The organism is Pseudomonas tohonis, assembly GCF_012767755.2.
Taxonomy (GTDB): domain Bacteria; phylum Pseudomonadota; class Gammaproteobacteria; order Pseudomonadales; family Pseudomonadaceae; genus Metapseudomonas; species Metapseudomonas tohonis.
Window position 1 is genome coordinate 775,426 of sequence record NZ_AP023189.1, and the last position, 19,522, is coordinate 794,947.

Here is a 19,522-nt window from a genome sequence, read left to right on the forward strand (position 1 = left end):
GGCGCTTTTTCCATCCACCAGCGGTGTTCCCGGGGGCACCGAGTCGGGCAGCGCTGCGCACTGCTTGGCGAATGAATTCGCCCCTACAAGGCGCCGAAGGCGGCCACCAGATCTTCGACGAACGCCTGCTGCGCTTCGCTGGGCTCCCGGCCGCGGTGGTGGGTGAGGCGGAATTCGACGTCGAAGCCCAGTCGTTCCGGCAGCAGGGCGCGGAGTTGCCCGCGTGCCTCCCAGGGCGCGGCGATGTGGCGGGGGAGGTAGCCGATGTGGGCGCCGGAGAGGATCAGCGCCAGGGTGCCTTCCACCTGCTCGGTCACCGCGCTGCTGGCGGCGGACTGGAAGGGCTCGGCCTCGCCGATGAAGCGGTAGGGGTGCAGCACCCGGTCGCATTGGCGCAGGTCGCTCTCGGTCACGCGCGTGCGGTCGAACAGCGGGTGCCCGGCGCCGCAGAACAGCAGCTGCTCCTCGACGAACAATGGCCGGTGCGCCAGCGCCTGCTGGTTGCCGGAGAAGTAACCGATGGCCAGGTGCAGCTGGTCCTGCAGCAGGCGCCGCTCCAGTTCGGCGGGCATGGCGCTGAGCAGTTCGATGCGCACCGCCTGGCGGCGCGAGCGGAAGCGCCGGATGGCATCGGCCAGGCGCTGCATCACGGCATCGTCGAGGGACTCGGAGAGGCCGATGCGCAGCTCGCCCAGGAGCATGTCGGCCATGCCCCGCGCCTCGCCCTTGAAGGTCTCGATGGCGCCGAACAGCCGCCGCGTGGCCGCCAGCACCTGCTCGCCCTTGGGGGTCAGGCGGAAGCCGGCCTTGCCGCGCTCGCACAGGCGGAAGCCCAGGCGCGTCTCCAGCTTGGCCATCTGCGTGCTGATGGTGGACTGGCCCACCCCCAGCGCGCCCTGGGCGGCGCTGAAGCCGCCGCTTTCGACCACGGTGACGAACAGCCTGAGCAGTTGCAGGTCCAGGTCCTGGAGTTGGGCGAGCATGGGAATCTCCAAACATCGATGGCGAGCGATGCCAAAGTAGAACACTTCATATTTATCCGAAGCAAAGCCCGGCGCAGGATCGCCCCATCACCGCTCCGGGAGCTTTCGCCATGCGCCTTTCCCTGTTGTTCGCCCTGCTCGCCGCCTGTGTCCTGCCCGCCCATGGGCAGGACCGGGAGTTGAACCTCTACAGCTGGTCCGCCTACATCCCGCCCCAGGCGCTGGAGCGCTTCAAGGCCGAGACCGGCATCCAGGTGAAGTACGACATCTTCGACAGCGCCGAGGCCCTCGACGCCAAGCTGATGACCGGCGGCAGCGGCTATGACGTGGTGTTCCCCGCCAGCAGCGGCCTGGCGCGGGCGATCAAGGCCAATGCGGTGCAGCCGGTGCAGCGCGAGCAACTGCACCACTACGCCAACCTCGACCCGCAGCTGCTGGCCAAGCTCGCTAGCGTCGACCCCGGCAACCGCTTCGGCGTGCCCTACACCTGGGGCACCATCGGCCTGGGGCTGAACCGCGACGCTGTGCAGAAACGCATCCCCGATGCACCGCTGAACAGCCTCGACCTGCTGTTCAAGCCCGAGTACGCCAGCCGCCTGAAGGACTGCGGCATCGCCGTGATCGACTCGCCCCAGGAGGTCATCAGCGTGGCCCTGCACTACCTCGGCAAGGACCCGTACAGCACCGCCAAGGCCGACCTCGCGGCGGTCCATGAATTGCTCACCGCGTTGCAGCCGAACCTGCGCTACGTCGGCGCCGGCAAGCACATCAACGACCTGGCCAAGGGCGAGATCTGCCTGGCGCTGACCTACAACGGCGACGCCGCCATCGCCGCCGAGCAGGCCCGCGAGGCGAAGATGCCCTTCGAGGTGGTCTACCGCATCCCCCGCGAGGGCACGCTGATCTGGTTCGACACCCTGGCCATCCCCGCCGACGCGCCGCACCCCCAGGCGGCCCACGCCTTCATCGACTGGATGCTGCGCCCCGAGGCCATCGCCGAGCTGACCAACAGCCAGTTCTTCGCCAACGCCAACCAGGCCGCCACGCCCTTGCTGGACCCGGCGGTGGCCAACGACCCGGACATCTACCCGGACCAGGCCGTGCGTGACCGCCTGTTCGGCGAGCAGGCGCTGACCCTCAAGGAGCAGCGCGAGCGCACCCGCATCTGGACGCGCTTCCGCACCCAGTACTGACCCCGCGCAGACGCACACCCCACCCCCGACGGAGCCCGATGACATGGAACACGCCTTCGACAACGACCAGGCCATCACCCGGCCGAGCCTGCTGGGCACGGCCGCCGAGGCCACCTACGCCGGCATCACCAGCTTCATGCGCCGGCGCTACAGCCGCGACCTCACCGGCGTCGACCTGGTGGTGAGCGGGGTGCCCTTCGACACCGCCACCACCAACCGCCCCGGCAGCCGCTTCGGGCCGCGCGCCATCCGCGCCGCCTCGGTGCAGATGGCCTGGGCGCGGCACTTCCCCTGGGAGTTCGACCCCTTCGACCACCTGGCGGTGATCGACTACGGCGACTGCGCCTTCGACCACGGCACGCCGCAGCACACGCCGGAGGCGATCCAGGCCCACGCCGCGCACATCCTCGAGGCCGGCGCGGCGATGCTCACCCTGGGCGGCGATCACTTCATCAGCTACCCGCTGCTCAAGGCCCATGCGGCCAAGCACGGGCCGCTGTCGCTGATCCACTTCGACGCCCACAGCGACACCTGGCCGGACGAAGAGGGCCAGCGCATCGACCACGGGACGATGTTCTTCCACGCCGCCCGCGAGGGCCTGGTGGACCCGGCGCGCTCGGTGCAGATCGGCCTGCGCACCACCAACGACGACGTGATGGGCTTCCAGGTGCTGGACGCCCGCGAGGTGCACCGCCATACGCCGGAGCAGATCGCCGAGCGCATCCGCGAGCGGGTGGGGGACAACCCGGTGTACCTGACCTTCGACATCGACTGCCTCGACCCGGCCTTCGCCCCCGGCACCGGCACCCCCGTTTGCGGCGGGCTCTCCAGCCACCAGGCGCTGGAAATCCTCCGCGGCCTGCGTGGCATCAACCTGGTGGGCATGGACGTGGTGGAAGTGGCGCCGCCCTACGACAACGCCGAGGTCACCGCCCTGGCCGGCGCGACCCTGGCGATGGAAATGATCTGCCTGTATGCCGCGCGGCATAAGTTGGGGGAGCGGTAGGCGCGGCTCTGTGGAAGCGAGTTCATTCCCGAACGAGGTGAAGCACGAGCATCGCGGCTGAAGCCGCTCCCACGGGGCAGGCCCATCTGTAGCCCGGACTTCAGGGTGTAGGGTGGACAACGCTTCATCGGTCCACCATATGGGCTCGCGGCGAACACCATTGGTGGATGGAAAAAGCGCCATCCACCCTACGCCCCGACTGGCGACACGCCGGTCCGTGGGAGCGAATTCATTCGCGAACGAGGTGAAGCACGAGCATCGCGGCTGAAGCCGCTCCCACAGGGTGGGCTACGGGATGCACCTGAAAAAAAAACACGGGCCCAAGGGTGGGCCCGTGGTTTCACGCATAACCGTCGATCATGGCGCGCAGGCCCAGGCGGGGCTCCTGGAACAGCCGCGCGTCCATCAGCCGGGGTTGGTCGACGATGGGGCGGAAGTCCATGCGGGCAAGAATGTCCCGCTCGATATCCACCCCCGGCGCGACCTCGATCAGCTCCAGGCCCTCGGTGGTGAGGCGGAACACGCAGCGCTCGGTCACGTAGAGCACCGGCTTGCCGGCTTCGGCGGCGAGGCGGCCGGCGAAGGTGCGGTGCTCCACCTCGCGGACGAACTTGCGCAGTTCGCCGTCCTGCACGATGCGCAGGGCGCCGTTTTCGATGCGGATGTCCTGCGGGCCGGCGCTGAAGGTGCCGACGAAGACCACCGCCTTGGCGTTCTGGCTGATGTTGATGAAGCCCCCGGCGCCGGCCAGGCGCGTGCCGAACTTCGACACGTTGAGGTTGCCCGCCGCATCCGCCTGGGCCAGGCCGAGGAAGGCGAGGTCCAGGCCGCCGCCGTCGTAGAAGTCGAACTGGTAGGGCTGGTCGATCAGCGCGCTGTGGTTGCAGGCCGCGCCGAAGTCCAGGCCCGAGGCCGGCACGCCGCCGATCACGCCGGGTTCGGCGGTGAGGGTGAGCAGGTCGATCACCCCTTCTTCCGCCGCCACCGCCGCCACGCCTTCGGGCATGCCGATGCCCAGGTTCACCACCGCGCCGGGCTTGAGTTCCAGCGCCGCGCGGCGGGCGATGAGCTTGCGCAGGTCCAGCGGCATCGGCGGCAGGCTGCCTTCGGGCACCCGCACCTCGGCGGCGAAGGCCGGGTTGTAGGCGGTGGCGAAGGTCTGCTGGTGGTGCTCCGGCGAGGCGACCACCACGCAGTCGACGAGGATGCCGGGGATCTTCACCTGGCGCGGGTTGAGCGAGCCTCGGGCGACCACCCGTTCCACCTGGGCGATCACCAGCCCGCCGGAATTGCGCGCGGCCATGGCGATGGCCAGGCTCTCGATGGTCAGCGCCTCGCGCTCCATGGTCAGGTTGCCGTCCTCGTCGGCGCTGGTGGCGCGCACCACCCCGACGTGGATGGGGAAGGTCTTGTAGAAGAGGTAGTCCTCGCCGTCGAGGGGCATGCGCCGCACCAGCTCCTCGGTGGTGCGGGCATTGAGCTTGCCGCCGCCGTGCTCGGGGTCGACGAAGGTGCCGAGACCCACCCGCGACAGCTGCCCCGGCTTGCCGGCGGCGATGTCGCGGAACAGCTGGGAGATCACCCCCTGGGGCAGGTTGTAGGCCTCGATGCGGTTCTCCACCGCCAGCTTCTGCAGCCCCGGCACCAGGCCCCAGTGGCCGCCGATCACGCGGCGCACCAGCCCTTCGTGGGCCAGGTGGTTGAGGCCCCGGCCCTTGCCGTCGCCCTGGCCGGCGGCGTAGACCAGCGTCAGGTCGCGCGGCGCCTGCTCGGCCTGGAAGCGTTGCTCCAGGGCGATGGCGATGGCCTCGGCGAAACCGATGCCGACGAAGCCGCCGGTGGCCAGGTGGGCGTTGTCGGGGATACGCGCCACCGCCTCGGCGGCGCTCATCACTTTGCTCATGTCGTACCTCGAGCGTGGAATTGGGGGCTGCCTGCTTCTACTCATCAGAAGCTGCCGAACAGGCTGCCGAGGGTGATCACCACCACCAGGGCAGCGAGGGGGAAGATCACCGTGTTCATGAAGATGAATCGGTAGGAATCGCGGTGGGTCAGCTTGCAGATGGCCAGCAGCGAGATCACCGCGCCGTTGTGGGGCAGGGTGTCCATGCAGCCGGAGGCCATGGCGGCGACCCGGTGCAGCAGCTCGGGGCTGATGCCGGCGGCGTTGGCCATCTCCAGGTACTGCGCGCCGAGGGTCTTGAGGGCGATGGACATGCCGCCGGAGGCGGAGCCGGTGATGCCGGCGAGGATGTTCACCGCCACCGCCTCGGACACCAGCGGGTTGCCCGGCACGCTCAGCACCAGGTCGCGGATCACCACGAAGCCGGCGAGGGAGGCGATCACCGTGCCGTAGCCCACCTCGGAGGCGGTGTTGAGGATCGGCAGCATGGAGCCGAAGGTGCCGTCGTTGAGGCTCTGCTTCAGGTCCGCCCAGCGCCGCCAGTGCAGGCCGATGAGCAGCAGCACCGCCGCGCCGAGGGCGACGATGATCGACCAGATGCCGATCACCGACTTGGCGTCCTGCAGGCCGCCGAATTCGGGCTTGGCCAGGTAGCTGGTGTCGAGGTTGGGCAGCACCTGCTTGGCCATCAGGAAGTTCAGCGCGATCACCAGCAGGATTGGCAGCAGCGCCAGCCAGAAGCCGGTCACCGGCAGGCCGCTCTGCTCGGCGGGGTCGTCCTTGTGGCTGCCGTAGCCTTCGCCGGCGGCCATCAGCTTGCGGGCCTGGGCGGCGAGCCACCAGCTGCCGAGGCCGAGCATGATCAGCCCGCCGATCAGCCCGAGGATGGGCGCGGCGAAGGCGTCGGTGCCGAAGAAGGGGCTGGGGATGGCGTTCTGGATCGCCGGGGTGCCGGGCAGGGCGGTCATGGTGAAGGTGAAGGCGCCCAGGGCGATGGCGCCGGGCAGCAACCGCTTGGGAATGCCCGCCTCGCGGAACAGCGCGGTGCCGATGGGGTACACGGCGAAGGCCACCACGAACAGCGACACGCCGCCGTAGGTCAGCAACCCACAGGCCAGCACGATGGCGAGGATGGCCCGCTCGCGCCCCAGCCGCGTGACGATGCCCTGGGCGATGGCGCGGGCCGAGCCGGAGTCGTCCATCAACTTGCCGAAGATGGCGCCGAGCAAAAACAGCGGGAAGAACTGGATCAGGTAGCCGCCCAGGGACTTCATGAACACCTGGGTGTAGGTGGGCAGCATCAACGCCGCATCACCGGCGAACAGCACCGCCAGCAGCGCCATCAGCGGCGCCAGGATCAACACGTTGTAGCCGCGGTAGGCCAGGAACATCAGCAGTGCGAGGGACAGCAGGATTCCGAGGGTACCCATGGGATTTCCTTCTTGTTGTTGTTTTGAACCGCCGCAGCGGCCGGGCCTGGGTCGGCCCTTTGCCGGTATAGAGCGAAAGCTGTGCCAGGTGGGCTGAAAAGCCCTGGGGAAGGCGCTGGTACTGGGTTTGAGCCATTGGCGGGAAGGAGAACGCAGCGGTTCAGGCGTCCAAATAATTGGACTGTGTCCTGATTGTTGGACGTTCATTTCGAGCGATGTCCAAAAATATGGACATTCCACAACCCGAGCGCGAGGCCTCCGGGCTGTAGGGTGGATGGCGCTTTTCCCATCCACCAACGCACCCACTCCCAAACGCCATGGCCGCAGGGAAAATGCACGCCCTGCCCAGCGACCAACCCCGCCCGCGTGGATCGATGAAGCGCGATCCACCCTACGCCGCCTGTGCGTTCCGTGGGGTGGATGCCACTTCCATCCACCGACGTGCCGGCCCGTAGCCCGGGCTTCAGCCCGGGGAAACGCGCCCGCAGGCCCGGCTACAACCTGTGGGCCTGGAGCTTGTTGTAGAGGCTGGCGCGGGCGATGCCGAGGCGTTCGGCGGCGCGGGTGCGGTTGCCGTCGCAGGCGGCGAGGGCGGTGAGGATGGCGGCGCGCTCCGCCTCGGCCAGGCTGTCCGCCAGGGGGCGGACATCGCGCGGTGCGGACGGCTCGGGCGCTGGGGCGGGCTCGGCGCTGGGCGGCAGCGGGTCCACCAGCAGCTCGGCCAGCTCCGCCCCATGCAGGGGCTGGGTGCCATCGCCCAGCAGCTGCGCCCGTTCCAGCAGGTTGCGCAGCTCGCGCACGTTGCCCGGCCAGGGCTGGGCGCAGAGCAGGTCGAGGGCGCCCTGCTGCAGTTCCAGCGGCGGCTGGCCGGAGCGGGTGGCGATGTCGTCGAGTAGGTAGTCCACCAGCGCCGGCAGGTCTTCCCGGCGCTCGCGCAGGGGCGGCACGCGCAGGGCGAGGACGTTGAGGCGGTAGTAGAGGTCTTCGCGGAATTCGCCGGCGGCCACCTTGGCCTCCAGGTCCACATGAGTGGCGGCGATCACCCGCACGTTCAGGGTCTTCACCTGGTTGGAGCCCAGCGGCTCCACCTCCTGCTCCTGCAGCACCCGCAGCAGCTTGGCCTGCAGCGGCAGGGGCAGATCGCCGATCTCGTCGAGGAACAGCGTGCCGCCGTCGGCCAGCTCGAACTTGCCGGCCCGCGCGCGGCGGTCGGCCCCGGTGAAGGCGCCCGGCGCGGTGCCGAACAGCTCCGCCTCCACGAGCGATTCCGGGATGGCCGCCACGTTCACCGCCACGAAGGGCCCGCTGGAGCGCAGCGACAGGTTGTGGATGCCCTGGGCGAGCAGCTCCTTGCCGGTGCCGGTCTCGCCGCGCAGCAGCACGGTGGCGTCCAGCTGGGCGGCGCGGCGGGCCTGGCGCTTCACCTCGCTGGCGGCGGCGCTGGTGCCGATGAAGCCGGCGATGGTGTAGCGCGCACGGCGGGCGCGGGCCAGCTCGTGCTGGGCGGCGGCCAGCTGGGTCTGCAACTGGTTGTACTTGGCCATGACCGGCTGCAGGTGGCGGGCGCGGTCGAACAGCACGAAGCCGAGGGCGCCGACCAGGGTGCCGTCGGCGTCGCGCAGGGGGATGCGGGTGACCACGAAGTGCTCGTCGCCGAAGGCCATCAGGTCGAGCATGCTCGGCGCGCCGCTCTGCACCACCTCGCGCAGGCGGCTGGCGGGCAGCACGTCTTCCACCTCGCGGCCGAGCACCGAGCGCGGGTCGGCGATGCCGATCTTCTGCGCGTACTTGTCGTTGATCCAGACGATCCGCGCCTGGCGGTTCACCGCGATGGTGCCCTCGCACTGGGCGTTGAGGTGGTCGAACAGCAGGGGCATCGCCACGGCGCGGAAACGCTCGGGCGAGACGCCGATGATCAGGCCGTGTTCGTCGAGGTCGTCGCGGGAGATGGCCATGGGCGGTCGGGTCCGGAGGGGCGGGAGCGACGGATTATGGGCGGGGCGCCGAAACATCGGCAAGGAACCCTTTGCGCTCGCCGGCAGTCGATCAGGAGTAGACGAATTTCCCTACAAGGAGCTTTTGCATGGACCTGATCCGCATCCTCATCGCCATCATCCTGCCGCCGCTGGGCGTGTTCCTGCAGGTGGGTTTCGGCGGCGCCTTCTGGCTGAACATCCTCCTCACCCTGCTGGGCTACATCCCCGGCATCGTGCATGCGGTGTACATCATCGCCAAGCGCTAGCCGACTGGTGAAAAACTGACTGCGTTGCCGCTGCTGCGCTTCTAGACACGCTGCTCAAGGGAACGGGGACGCCATGCGTCCCCGAATCCGTTCTATTGCAGCGTGGCCCGTTCGCCGCCTTCGAACAGCTCCGCCACATCCTTCACCCGCACCCATTGGCGGCCCTGCCACTCCATGACGCTGAACTCCCTGCCCTGCCAGGTCACCCGGCGCTGGCGGGGCAGGTGCGGCGTGGCCTGGGAGCGCAAGGCGGGGATCACCTCGCCGGTGATCCACTGGCGCAGGCCACGGTGCTCGGGGTGATAGAAGTTGACCTTGAGCAGCTCGCAGACGGCGCTCTCGCTGATCAGCAACAGGGTTTCCACCGCGCCCTGGTGGTTCTCCACGCGCTCGTTGCGCCACTGGTCCGGGTCCAGCTTGCGGGTCAGCTTGTCGTCGATATGGCGGTTGGTGAGCGGGCCGAGGTCGCCGGCGACGACCCAGGCCTGGTCGTCGATGAGCAGCGCGCGTAATGCGCGGTGGTGGCGGTGGAAGACGCTGGGAACGAAATAGTCGTGGGACATGATGAGACTCCTTCCTTGCAGGGGAGCCGCCACCTGATCCTGGTTGCGTGAGGGTGGCGGACCGTACGAGGTGTGGAATACCGGCTCACGGAAAGCCCGGTGGGCATGTGCCCCCCTCGCACGGTCCGCCATAGACAGCCAAGGCAGTCGGACGCTATTGCTGTCCGCATACCTTGCTATGGCGTGGGTGCTGCTTCCGTCAGTTCGGGATTCCACTCCCGGTCGCAGCCAGTGCTGCGACGGGGGGAGACGCTACGAGCCGACCCTGTAGGACGGCAATGCCTGTAATGGGTAGGAATTGTCGGAGGAAGAGTTGCATCAAAGAAGTTGCCTTACAGAAATGGAGGTCGGGCAGAAACAAAAGTTCCAGATTCACGACGCGAACCCAATTAAGGCATATAAGTTAGAATTATTTACTAATTAACTGAAGAACTGCCAAATGCCCCAGGAAGCAAAGCCGCGATTGCGAGTGCTAGTATCGCAATGCGGCTAATGGGGCAACGATAAATTGATTTCGATCACTCCTCTCCGTACCAATGCTTGGGAATAAGTGCAGCATCCCCGCGCCATTTTTCATCCGCAATAGCTGACTGGTACCAGTCTTCCTCAATATCGGCATGGTCGGTAACAATCACCTGAAGATCTGGCCCTAGCTCTTCTTCGACAACCTTGAAAAGCCATTCAAACATCTTCTTAACTGCTTTGCGATCTTCGTCTTTCTCAATCTCATTAATATTCCCAGTTACAGCCTTGTCAGACGGGAAATACACCTGCGTAGGCTGGTCAAAGAAGATGAATCTGCCGACAGGGCGTTTCTCTTTTATGAACCATTTGGCCAGTGCAAGATATGCCACCAAGTGATAACCCACCCAGTTTTCACCGCTACCCATACGATGAAGCGGTGTTCTGCCGTGAGGGGTTTCGGCCACGACAGTGAGCTTGGATATATCAAGACGAATAGGGTGTTCTGAGTGTTCGAGCCCCAGCTCTCTTGCCCACCGCGTCATATCCTCGCTAATGATGCTGATTTGAGCGTCCAGTCTCTCTTTGAGAGCGTCAGGGTTAAGTTTTTCTTCAAGATCATCAATCTGCGGATCAATCGAAGCGATTTGCTTCTTGATCGGTCCAGTATCATCTGACCAATTGATGCCATCTAAATAAAGCGATACGCGTCCGGCGATTCTGGATTTCAAAAGATTTCTATCTTGCAAGCCCTCTGAGGATGCATCTTTCAACCTGATCTGGTCGATACTGTCGCGCGTCTTTTTGATCTTATCAGCCAGATCAGTCTGCTCTTCGATCAAGCTATGAATATAACTCGTGATCCGTGGTCGGTTTCGCTCGACGCCGTCGAGCTTATGCGCCAGATCGGCAATAGCTTGTTGAATAATGCCCTCGGCACCATCACGAGCTTCATGCTGTGACTCGCAAATCGGACAGAGATGCTCGGCGGCGAGTGCCTTCTTGAATAGGCCAATAGACTGCAGTCTTAAACTCTGTTCACCAGCTTCGTTTTCGAAACCGGTTTCGGAGCTCGCGAATTCATTTGCGGCATTCAGTTTGAACCGTACCTCGCGCTTTTGCTGCTGGAAGCGCTGATACTCGCGCTCCAATGCAGGCAGGGGGTCGTCTGTGTTGTCTTCAGTTGGAACCTGCGGCGGCACCCAATTGCTGATGCGCGATAGGCTGGCAAGAAGGTCCCTCTCATTGGGTATGAGATTTTCATCTATATAAAGGCCTGCGTTAGCAGCTTCTGCGAGCAGGGCATAGCCTTTATGAAGTCCATCCCCTTTTAGGGATTCAAGTTCATACAGTCTCTTGGTGAGACGTGTTTTTTCTTGCTTCAAGCTCCGCAAGGCGGCGAGATCCTTCAAACGGTCATCTTCAGCAGCACCCAAGAAATATGGGATAGTGTCTTTAATTGCTTGGGGAATATGTGGCTCTGATTGCCTATGGAACAGTATTTTCTTGGCGGCAATTTCATCCTGGCTCTGAAAAAGATAGTACCTCGAGTGCTTAAAATTAATGGAGATTGAGTGGCGCGTCTGGCCTTCGGGTATTTCTGTTTCCTGCTCCGGAACGCCAAGTTTATCTGTTAGGAAGTTAACGATACTGTCAATGTTTGTAGATGCTCTGAGTTCCGATTTGTTAGGGGTTCTAATTTCTTTTTCAATAATCATGTGTGACGTGCTGTTAGAGTTAAAGCCGGGCAATGGAGCTGCGCGGGCAATAAAAACTTGTGTGTCCTGAAATTGAAGAAGAATGGCGTACCAATCGACTGTTTTTCTAATTAAGCCCTCTGCCACGCTGCACTCATTGGAACCGAGGCAATACTCCACAATCTCCAGTAGGGATGATTTCCCTTTCTTGGAAGCTCCCGTGATGATATTGACGCGCGATGGATTGAATTTTACATCCCGGCGCTCTCCATTTTTGCCATAGACGGATATTTGTAGAATTTGCATAGTCATGGTCTGATTCCTAATTGCGCATAAATTGTTTCAACGGTCGAGGAATGGGCAAACCATTTTCCTACAAAGCTTGCAGCATGAAGAGCTTGCTTCATACTCTTGCTTTTGTTGAACAGGCTGGGCGCTTTAGATAGCTCATCGTTAATGATGAGATAGTGTGCATGTTCCGATAGCTGAATAATTTTTCGATCCAGCAAAAACAATAAGGCGGCGCTGGCAATAGGAATACAGGCTGAGGCCATTTTTGAAAAGTCAGATAACTCGCCCCCCTGTTCAGAAACCCATGAAGCTATGGGTGTTCTATAGGTTGCTGGCAAACTGTCCGCAATATGTGGAGATAAAGCCATTGGGAGTATGACGTAGGGTAGTGCGCAGTGCATTCCTTGAGTATTAATTTCACTGCAGGCACGCAATGATGCGAGGAGGAGAAAGCCGGCATAGGCTGGATTGTAAAGATTAATTTCTTCTTGAGTCAGGATATCTCTCAAAGGCATTAGGCTACTCCCTTATTATCCTTCTTCTGAAGGATGGCTCGATAATTAGGGTGCCAGCCAATTTTGAAATCATCGGCCAAAGTGTGGTAACTCCCTCTGGCGACAAAGGGGTGGCTAAAGTCTCTTCGTATCGCTAGTGCGCCTTCATTTTGGCATTTTCCGTATACATCTCGACCGGATTTTTTGCATTGCTCTGAATTGCTAGTGTCGGTGTCTGGAAGGATGAGTGATGAATGGTTTATCCACTCTTCTTCTAATCTTTTAAGATATGATTTGAGTTCGCCAGGTTTAACCAGTCCATCTCTTGACCAGCGTGAACGCTGTTCACAGGCACGATAGTAATTGATTATTGCGAAGCGGATGGCCGGGTTCGGTACTCCTATTAAGCGTAATTGCTCTACAAAATTTCTATCGTCACTGTCGACGTCTATATCCTCTGGTTCGGCATCGGCATAATCTGCAGTGAGATTAGTCAGGGAGAATTGAGAACGAAGGTCGTCAATAATGGCAACTACCTCGCCAAGACAAATCTCTTTTTCATCTGACGACATAGCGCTGATAAAACGATTAAACCATTCTCCTTCGAGACGTGTGCAAAAAGCATCTATATGCTTTTTTTCTGCTGTGGTTCTCAGCTCTTTTTTTATCAGTTCTTCTACTCCCAGAATACTTGCGGAGCGGCACAAGATATTGATGGAGCCGATTAGTTGGTCCTTCTGCCAGTCCAGTAAAGCGCTATATGCTGTATAGGCCGAAAGATTTGTAGCGTTGGACGTCTCACCAGCAATCTCATCCAGGGCTCTCCTCACCTCGCTGATGTTGCGAGAGGACGCAGGCAATAGTGCTACAACGAGTCCAGTGCTAGGCGCGCTTTGCGTAGTGATGAGTGTAAAGTTCGTCGTTGCTGGATTGAGGTCGCCCTTCTTTATACCTTCCGCCCAAACCCTGATTGTTTTCCACAAGTCGGTACTTCTGTCTGTTAGGTTGCCTTCGATACCGTGGAATTTAGTCTGAAGAATATCGACAGGATTTCCCCCAATTTCGAAAGCGATATCGTCGAGCTTTTCAATGGAAACGAAGCATTCGTCTGGGTCCTGAACCTCCCTGATTTTCTGAAGGCTAAGGAACAAGGCGTATCGTGCCTGGTATAGATAACCAAGCATTGATGCCGTTGCATCGAATTCATTTGCTTTATTGGCCATACATGTTCCCATTTCGTAGAGGAACAGCGTAGCGGCTGGCGCTAGCGCTAATTCTTAAAAATCATTCGGGTTCGTATTTTGTTAATACTGGTTCTATTTAAGGCTCTTCAGAGTTCGACACTTGGGAAAGGTCGAACAACCCCAGAACTGCTTTCCTGCATTTACCCCCGACTTCACCGTTCGAATCACCAGCGCATTCCCGCACTTGGGGCATTGCCGCTCGGCGCTGGGGTCATTGCGGCGCTGCAGGTTCTGCACATGCTCGCGGTGGGTGGCGAGAGTCGGCGCGCGGCGGCCGGTTTGCAGGGCGCGGACCAGGGTGGCGACCTGGGCGTCGCTGAAAACCGGCTGCTGGAATGACTTGATGTAGCGGATGAAGCCGATGCCCTCGGTGACGTTCGCGGGCATGGCGGTCTTGAAGGTGCTGCCGCCGACGAAGGTGATGACCGAATGCAGGTGCTCGGGGGCGATGCCGAGGGTGGCTTCGAGGGCCTTGAGGTGTTTGTAGTTCTGCCGCAGCGGGTTCTGGAACTTGTAGCTGTGCTTGTAGAGCTTCTGCGTCCACTGGGCCTGCTGTTCGCTGCCGAATATCCAGCCGCTCATGTTCTTGGTTTCCAGCACGAAGATGCCGTAGCGGGAGAGGAAGACGTGGTCGATCTGGGTGGTGCCGTCGAGGGTGGCGAGGGTGACGTTGTGCAGGCGCTGGTAGGTCTGCCTGTCCAGTTGCCAGTGGGCGAAGAGCCGGACGAGGCATTCGCCGATATAGCCCTTGCCCAGGGGGGACTTGAGCAGGCCGATGAGGATCATCAGCGGGATGAACCAGGCGAAGGTAAACCAGGCTTGTGCAATGAGCGGTGTGAAATCCATTTCCGACACTCATGTTCCTTGAGTTACTGGAGAGTAGCGAAAAAGCCGTACTGGCACTATGGAATTGCGTTGATATCAGTCAAAGGTCTTATGCGAGCCCGTGGCGCTTGGCGCGGGTTCGATTACGGGCGGGCGTGATGAGCCGAATAGAGAGGGCTATTCGGCTCACGGCCTCGCGGGGGGTGTGATCGAGGCCAGCCAGCAGAAACGAAAAAGCCGCACGATGCGCGGCTCTTTCGTGGTTCTTGGCGGGCCCACGGGTGCGAGCCTTGGGCAGCTGGGCCGGCCCGCGCCTGCCTTGAGCTGGCTGCACCGGCGTTGCGCCTGGGCAGCGCCGTTCCGCCTAGTAGGTGCTGTCCAGGCCTGCGGGAAGCCGGATGCCGCCGGCATCGACCTGCAGCAGGTCAGCGGCCGGTTCCTCGGCGACCACCCTGTGTTTTTCGGCGGGGACCATCAGCGACCAGGCCACGTCGTAGCGGGGGCCCGGGTCACCCGAGGTGTTGGTGGCAGGTGGCGGGGTCACCGGGTCGATGGTGCCGACAGCGCCGCTCGCCTGGGCGATCTGGTAGCCGTAGACCGGTTTGCCGCCGTTCTCGGCGCTGATGATGCTCAGCGCGCTGGAGGTCACCGTCTTGCCGGTGCCGACTCCGGGGGTGTCGTAGTGGCCGGTGGTCGGTGTGTCGAACAGCACCGTGTCGCCATCGATGGCGCCGCTCACCGAGTAGTTGGCGGCGGCCAGGGCGGCGGCGGTGGTGCCGTCGTAGGGCTTGGTGACGTTGCCGACGAGTTGGGCGGTGAGGGCGGGCGCCAGGCTGTAGAGGAAGCCGTTGCCGCTGCCTGCCACGGCGGTGCTGCCGTAGCTGGCGTTGTACTGCTTGAAGTCGTAGGCCAGGCCGCCACGGGTGTCGCCGGTGGGGTTCGCCGACCAGACCAGCCAGCGCCCGTTGGGCGTTGACAGGGCGTTGGCGCCCAGGTTGTTGGTGAAGGCCTGGCCGGCCAGTTCGATGGCGGTGCCGGTGGCCTGGGAGGTGATGCCGGCGTTCAGGGTCAGGCGGTTGCTGGCCAGCAGCTTCAGGGCGCCGTCCACGGAGATGGTGCTGTTGACGGTGATGTCGTTGCTGGCCTGCAGGGTCAGGGTGCTGCCGGCGACGGCGGCCTTGGCGATGGCGCCGGGGCTCACGGCCTGGTTGCCGGCGCTGTTGTTCAGCGTGCTGGCGAGGTCGGCGCCGCGCTGCACCAGCCACAGGCTGCCGGCACCGCCCAGGCCGTCGACGGTGGCATTGGGCGAGCGCACCAGGAAGTCGTTGCCGGCCAGCAGCTGGATGCCGCCGGAGCCCAGTTGGTCGCCGGACTGCAGGCCCACCAGGGCGTTGCTGGCGGAGGCGTAGCCGGTCAGGCCGCCGCTGCCGCTGCCGATGACCACGGCGCCGATGCCGGGCGTGGAGCCGTCGCCGCTCCATCTGGAATAGGGCACCAGGTAGTCGTGGTTGGGTAGCACCTGGATGCCCCCTCGGGTCAGCTGGTCGCGGGCGGAGCCGTAGAAGGTGTTGTTGGCGCTGGTCAGGCCGACGATGGGCGCATTGCTGTCGATGAAGGTGATGGAGCCGGCGCTGGCCACGCCACTTGGGTTGGTGGCAAAAAAGCCATAGACCACGAAGCTGCCATTGCCCAGGTCGCGGACGCCGCCCTCGGCGCCCAGCCTTGCCCGCCGGTAGCCGCCGATCAGGGCGGTCGTGGTGTCGATGCCGCCGACGAAGCTGCCGTCGTTACTGCCGACCGCGACATAGCCCTGGGTATCACCCCAGTAACCGAAGTGGACGACGAACTTGCCGTTGCTCAGTAGCGTGATGTTCGGGCTCCAGGTGCCGACCATGGCGTTGCTGCGGTCGAAGGTGCCGGTGCTGGCGGCGCTGCCGTTGCGCCAGGCCACGTTCCCGGTGAAGTCATGCCACTGCCCGCTCCTGATCAGGTAGTTGCCGCCTGGCAGGGCGAACACGCCGCCATCGCCGACCTGGTCGTTGTTCATGTCGCCCAGCATGGAGTTGGCTGCCGATACGGCGCCGACGGTGCTGCCGTCGCCGTTGGCCCAGGTGACCGCGCCGACCTGGGTGAGGCCGTTGAGCACGTCGTTCCATTGCGGGCTGGTGACCACGTAGTGGCCGTTGGTGAGGGCGGTGGAGGCGATGCCCACATGGTCATAGGCGGTACTGCCCACCAGGGAGTTGCCGGCGTTGATCAGGCCGACCGTGCCGCCGTTGCCATTCCCCCAGGTGGAGGCGCCCACCTGCGGGTTGATGCCGTCGCTCCAGTCGGGGCTATTGACCACGTAGTGACCGTTGCTGAGAGCGGTGGAAGACAAGCCCACATGGTCGTAGGCCCTGCTGCCCACCAGGGAGTTGGCGGCGCTGATGGCGCCCGCCGTGCCGCCGTTGCCGTCGCCCCAGGTGGCGGCGCCCACTTCCGGGTTGAGGCCATCGCTCCAGTAGGGGCTGTTGACCACGTAGTGGCCGTTGTTGAGCACGGTGATGCCGTAACTGCCGACCCGGTCGTTGGCGGTGCTGCCCACCAGGGAGTTGCCGGCACCGATGACGCCGGCCGTGGGGCCTGTGCCGCTCATCCAGGTGGCGGCGCCGGCGCTGCCGTTCCAGTACCCGCTGGTCACCACCACGTTGCCGTTGGCCAGCTCGACATAGCTGGGCTTGTCGCCGTAGGGGTGGTTGGAGATGTAGCCCACCCGGTCCGCCGCGTAGCTGCCGATCAGGGAGTTGCTGGCATCCACCACGCCGGTGGTGGCGGTGGAACCGCTCATCCAGGTCACGGCGCCGGTATCGATCAGCGGGGTGAGGTGCCAGTGCTTGCTGAAGACCAGGACGTTGCCGTTGCCGAGGCTGACGATGCCGCTGTTGAGGTTGCTGTCGGTGCCGAGGAAGTCGTTGTCCTGGGTGCCGACCATGGAGTTGGCAGCGCCGATCACGCCCACCGTGGGGCCGGTGCCGCTCATCCAGGTGACGGCCCCGGCATCGACTGCGGTGCCGTTGTCCCAGAGGCTGCTCCAGGTGATCGCATTGCCCTGCTTCAGTGCCAGCACGTTGGCGCCCACGCGGTCGCCGGTGCTGCTGCCGACCAGGGAGTTGGCGGCGCTCACCACGCCCGTGAGGGCCTGGTTGGCATAGCCGTAAGTGACGGCGCCGGCGCTGGCTGCACTGCCGTTGTGCCAGTCGGGGGTGCCGACGATGTAGTTGCCATTGGTGAGGGTGGTGATGTTCAGACCCACCCGGTCGCCGGCGGTGCTGCCGGTTAAGGAGTTGGCGGCGGAGACGAATCCCGACAGCCCCGTGGTGCCGTTGAACCAGGTCACCGCGCCGACATCGGTCAGCGCGCCGTTGTCCCAGTCGGGGCTGGCCACCGCCACGTTGCTGCCGGCCAGCGCCGCGACGCCGCCGGAGCCGATGCTGTCGCCGGCGGTGCTGCCGTAGAGGGCGGAGATCAGCCCCCCGGTCCTGCCGTTGTAGAGGAAGGCTGCACCGGTACTGATGTTGCCGAAGTAGGCGGTGGGGCTGCCGACGACGATGTTGCCGTTGGCCAGCTGCACGATGTTGCCGCTGCCATGCTGCGCCCCGGCCTGGGGGTTGGGGTCGGCCAGGTCGAGGTAGACCTGGTCGCTGATCGTGTCGGTGATGACCAGGTTGGTGGGGTCGAACAGCACCTCGCCGCCCTGCCCGGCGTTGACCTGCCCGCCGTAGTTGAGGGTGCCCTTGCTCGACACCTCGATGAAGCCGCGCTCGCCCGTGGCGGCCTGGCCGCGGAAATCGGTGCGCGTGTCGGACCAGACCACGATGTCGCCGTCCGCACCCTTGGCGCTCAGATTGCTGTAGGCGTTGACGCGGGTGGTGCGGGCGTTGGCCACCTCCGGGTTCGCTCCGTGGGCGTCGCCGCCGATGCGGATGGCGCCGCCCTTGGCCGTGCCGTCGGCCTTCAGGGTGGCGGCTGCCAGGTTCACGGTCTGCCCGGTGACGGTGATGTCGCCGCCGCGCTGGCCGTTGGCGCTCAAGCTGCCGGAGATGAACGACGAGTCGCCGCCGTTCACGCGGATGGAGCCGCCCTGGGTCGAGCCGTTGGCGGTGATCTGGCCCTGGGTGGTCTGCAGGGCGCCTTGGGCGGCGTTTACCGTCACCACGCCGCCTTCGCCGTCGGCATGGATGGTGCCGGCCTGGATGATGCCCTGGCCGGCCAGGCTGATGCGGCCACCGGTTGCGCCGCTGGCGTCCAGGGTGCCGGTATTGGCCAGCCTGTCGCCTTCCAGGCGGATGACGCCATCGTGCTGGCTCACCGAGCCGGCCTCGACGATCCCTTCGTTGTTCACGACGGCGTTCAGCAGGCCCTCGGCTGCCTTGGCGGTGAGGATCACCTGGCCGCCGTCGGCCTGGATCAGCTGCTTGTTCTGGGCCAGGGCCTGGAGGGTGCCCTTGTCCACTTCCAGGCTGACCAGCTGGTCGCCGGCGAAGTCCAGGGTGACCTTGTCCCCTGCCGCCAGGGCGGCGCTGCCGAGCCTGGCCGTGAGCGTGCCCTCGTTGCTGACCTGGGCGCCGAGGAGGGCCACGTAGCCGCCGTTGGCGGTGATGCTGCCATGGTTGGTGACGCGGCCGCCCTTGCCCGCGAAGGCGAAGTTGCCGGCGGCGAGGTCCTGGTCCGACAGGTCCAGGGTCGAGGCCACCAGGCCGCCGACGTTCACCTGTGCGCCGGGGGCGAAAAGGATGCCGTTGGGGTTGATCAGGAACACCTGGCCGTTGGCCTGCAGGGTGCCGTAGATGCTGGAGGGGTCGCTGCCCACCACGCGGTTGAGGGCGATGGCGCTGCTGTTGGGCTGGACGAAGCTGACCTTCTCACCCTGGGCGATGTTGAAGCTGTTCCAGTTGATCGCGAGGTTCTGCGACGACTGGGTGACGGTCATGCTGCCCTCGGCGCTGGCGATGCTGCCTTGCCCCAGGCTGACCTGGCCGTCCGTGGGCAAGGCGAGGGCGTGGCCGCTGGCGCCGGCGAGGAGCACGGCGAGCAGGGTCCGGGCGCGGGCGCGCTTGCCCTGGCCGGTGGCGTTCTCGGGGGCAGGCACGTAGGTGCCGTGGGCGGCGTTCCAGAGCAGTCGGTAGACGTGGTTCATGGGGTCGGCC

At 64.0% G+C, this 19,522-nt stretch carries 13 protein-coding genes; 3 read left to right on the forward strand and 10 right to left on the reverse strand.

Annotated features, from left to right (window positions below; translation table 11 throughout):
* Nucleotides 1–83: 83 nt before the first annotated feature.
* A complete protein-coding gene (locus HSX14_RS03565) occupies nt 84–983 on the reverse strand; it encodes a LysR family transcriptional regulator (protein ID WP_173177604.1) in 900 nt (299 codons plus the stop codon).
* A gap of 110 nt (nt 984–1,093) precedes the next feature.
* Between HSX14_RS03565 and HSX14_RS03570 the strand changes: the two genes are divergently transcribed.
* Nucleotides 1,094–2,176: a polyamine ABC transporter substrate-binding protein gene (locus HSX14_RS03570; protein ID WP_173177606.1), complete on the forward strand. Its 1,083-nt coding sequence runs from the start codon at nt 1,094–1,096 to the stop codon at nt 2,174–2,176.
* 43 nt (nt 2,177–2,219) lie between these two features.
* The gene (gene speB / locus HSX14_RS03575) at nt 2,220–3,182 is read left to right on the forward strand and encodes an agmatinase (RefSeq protein ID WP_142012586.1); all 963 of its coding nucleotides are present in this window, start codon (nt 2,220–2,222) and stop codon (nt 3,180–3,182) included.
* Between the two features lie 340 nt (nt 3,183–3,522).
* Here the strand turns inward: speB and HSX14_RS03580 are convergent, their stop codons facing one another.
* The 3 genes from HSX14_RS03580 to HSX14_RS03590 all read right to left on the reverse strand — a co-directional run bounded on the left by HSX14_RS03580 (nt 3,523) and on the right by HSX14_RS03590 (nt 8,470).
* Nucleotides 3,523–5,085, reverse strand: coding sequence for an acyl CoA:acetate/3-ketoacid CoA transferase (locus HSX14_RS03580; protein WP_173177608.1), 1,563 nt, complete (start codon nt 5,083–5,085; stop codon nt 3,523–3,525).
* A gap of 44 nt (nt 5,086–5,129) precedes the next feature.
* Nucleotides 5,130–6,515, reverse strand: a complete 1,386-nt coding sequence (locus tag HSX14_RS03585) for a GntP family permease (protein WP_173177610.1) — start codon at nt 6,513–6,515, stop codon at nt 5,130–5,132.
* 494 nt (nt 6,516–7,009) lie between these two features.
* Complete coding sequence (locus HSX14_RS03590) at nt 7,010–8,470, reverse strand: sigma-54 interaction domain-containing protein (protein ID WP_173177612.1); 1,461 nt, start codon at nt 8,468–8,470, stop codon at nt 7,010–7,012.
* 128 nt (nt 8,471–8,598) lie between these two features.
* Between HSX14_RS03590 and HSX14_RS03595 the strand changes: the two genes are divergently transcribed.
* Nucleotides 8,599–8,757 carry a YqaE/Pmp3 family membrane protein gene (locus tag HSX14_RS03595; protein WP_009615518.1) on the forward strand — a complete coding sequence of 53 codons (159 nt, stop codon included), beginning with the start codon at nt 8,599–8,601 and terminating at the stop codon, nt 8,755–8,757.
* Between the two features lie 92 nt (nt 8,758–8,849).
* On the opposite strand, the gene HSX14_RS03600 is transcribed toward HSX14_RS03595, so the two are convergent.
* The 6 genes from HSX14_RS03600 to HSX14_RS03625 form a co-directional block, all read right to left on the reverse strand.
* Complete coding sequence (locus HSX14_RS03600; RefSeq protein ID WP_173177614.1) at nt 8,850–9,320, reverse strand: BRO-N domain-containing protein; 471 nt, start codon at nt 9,318–9,320, stop codon at nt 8,850–8,852.
* Nucleotides 9,321–9,838: 518 nt separating this feature from the next.
* Entirely contained in the window at nt 9,839–11,791 is a 1,953-nt protein-coding gene (locus HSX14_RS03605; protein ID WP_173177616.1) for a DUF3732 domain-containing protein, read from the reverse strand.
* A complete protein-coding gene (locus tag HSX14_RS03610; protein ID WP_173177618.1) occupies nt 11,788–12,285 on the reverse strand; it encodes a three component ABC system middle component in 498 nt (165 codons plus the stop codon). The genes HSX14_RS03605 and HSX14_RS03610 overlap by 4 nt, the downstream gene beginning before the upstream one ends.
* Entirely contained in the window at nt 12,285–13,487 is a 1,203-nt protein-coding gene (locus tag HSX14_RS03615) for an ABC-three component system protein (protein ID WP_173177620.1), read from the reverse strand. Before HSX14_RS03615 ends, HSX14_RS03610 begins: the two co-directional genes overlap by 1 nt.
* Nucleotides 13,488–13,580: 93 nt before the next feature.
* The gene (locus HSX14_RS03620; RefSeq protein ID WP_173177622.1) at nt 13,581–14,354 is read right to left on the reverse strand and encodes a nuclease-related domain-containing protein; all 774 of its coding nucleotides are present in this window, start codon (nt 14,352–14,354) and stop codon (nt 13,581–13,583) included.
* Between the two features lie 343 nt (nt 14,355–14,697).
* A complete protein-coding gene (locus HSX14_RS03625; protein ID WP_173177624.1) occupies nt 14,698–19,512 on the reverse strand; it encodes a two-partner secretion domain-containing protein in 4,815 nt (1,604 codons plus the stop codon).
* Nucleotides 19,513–19,522: the final 10 nt, after the last annotated feature.